At 71.2% G+C, this 323-nt stretch carries 1 protein-coding gene; it reads right to left on the bottom strand.

Annotated elements, in window-relative coordinates; translation table 11 throughout:
- On the bottom strand, positions 1 to 323 hold a 323-nt coding region (locus tag VR45_RS36955; protein WP_045944315.1), incomplete at both ends, for a hypothetical protein.

The raw sequence follows: 323 nt of genomic DNA on the forward strand, positions 1-323 counted from the left end.
GCGGCGGCAGAAGTCGACGATGTCGTGGACGATCAGGAAGTAGCCGGCCATGCCGAGCTGGGTGATGACGTCGAGCTCGTAGGCGATCTGGCAGTGGGCCTTCGCGTTACCGGGGTGGAAGCGGGTGCGGGCGCCCTGTTCGGTGAGGTGGCGCAGCCAGGTGGCCTCGGTGTGGCCGTCCGGGACGGGGTAGCCGGGCATTTCGGGGGTGAGGGTGCGGAAGTCGAAGGTGCAGGCGCGGGCGAGGTCGACGGTGTTCTGCTGGACGCCGGGCCAGGGGGCGAGGCGGCGGGCCATCTCGGCGGGTGAGCGCAGGTGTGCGG

Source organism: Streptomyces sp. NRRL S-495, assembly GCF_000966955.1.
Classification (GTDB): Bacteria; Actinomycetota; Actinomycetes; order Streptomycetales; family Streptomycetaceae; genus Kitasatospora; species Kitasatospora purpeofusca.